This is a genomic window from Ileibacterium valens (genome assembly GCF_001945525.1).
Classification (GTDB): domain Bacteria; phylum Bacillota_I; class Bacilli_A; order Erysipelotrichales; family Erysipelotrichaceae; genus Ileibacterium; species Ileibacterium valens.
On the sequence record NZ_MPJW01000257.1, the window covers coordinates 1 to 639 of the forward strand.

The 639-nt window shown below is 47.7% G+C and carries 1 protein-coding gene; it reads right to left on the reverse strand.

Annotation, left to right across the window (positions count from 1 at the left end):
* Positions 1-3: 3 nt before the first annotated feature.
* Positions 4-639 (reverse strand): IS66 family transposase zinc-finger binding domain-containing protein (locus BO222_RS11780; RefSeq protein ID WP_158024612.1); only part of this gene is annotated, 636 nt, incomplete at its 5' end.

Here is a 639-nt window from a genome sequence, read left to right on the forward strand (position 1 = left end):
GAGCTAGGCGCGCGGGTATAGGAGAAGACACTTTCCATGGAAAGTGTCTTCTCCTATACCCCACCCACTGCAAGAAATGGTAACTTTCTCACTGCAATAATTGGCACATTTTATCTTGCATTTAACAGCAAGCAGAATCTGTCTGAGTCTGTCAAACAGAGGAGCAAAGTAAACCTGCGAAACTGAAATGATCCAGCTGCACAGAGTTCCTGAAGAAACGCTGAACATTCCCATTTCTCTGAACATCGTAATCAGAAGATTGGTGGGAATCTGATAGAGAATCTTGAAGGCGATCGCCATGGCAAGAAATGAGGAGGAAGCCCAGCTTCCGGGCAGAAGCGGCTTTGGAGCCTCGGCCTGAACGGGAGACAGTCCGCATTCACTGAGCGGAGTGTCACTGTCAGCAGCTTTTGCATGACAGCCAGGGCAGCCGTAAGTCACACCCACATACTCAATGACTCTGAGTCTGGGAAGTTCAACCTTAAGCTCGTAACGCAGATGCTTTTCTCCAAACGGAATGAGCTCATGACCACAGTATTCGCAGAACCTTTTGTCCTCATCGAGTTCTCTTACAACCTTTTCCACATCAATACCCATGCGTTCAATCATTTCTTTCAGCGTCGATTTGGGCTTTCTGGT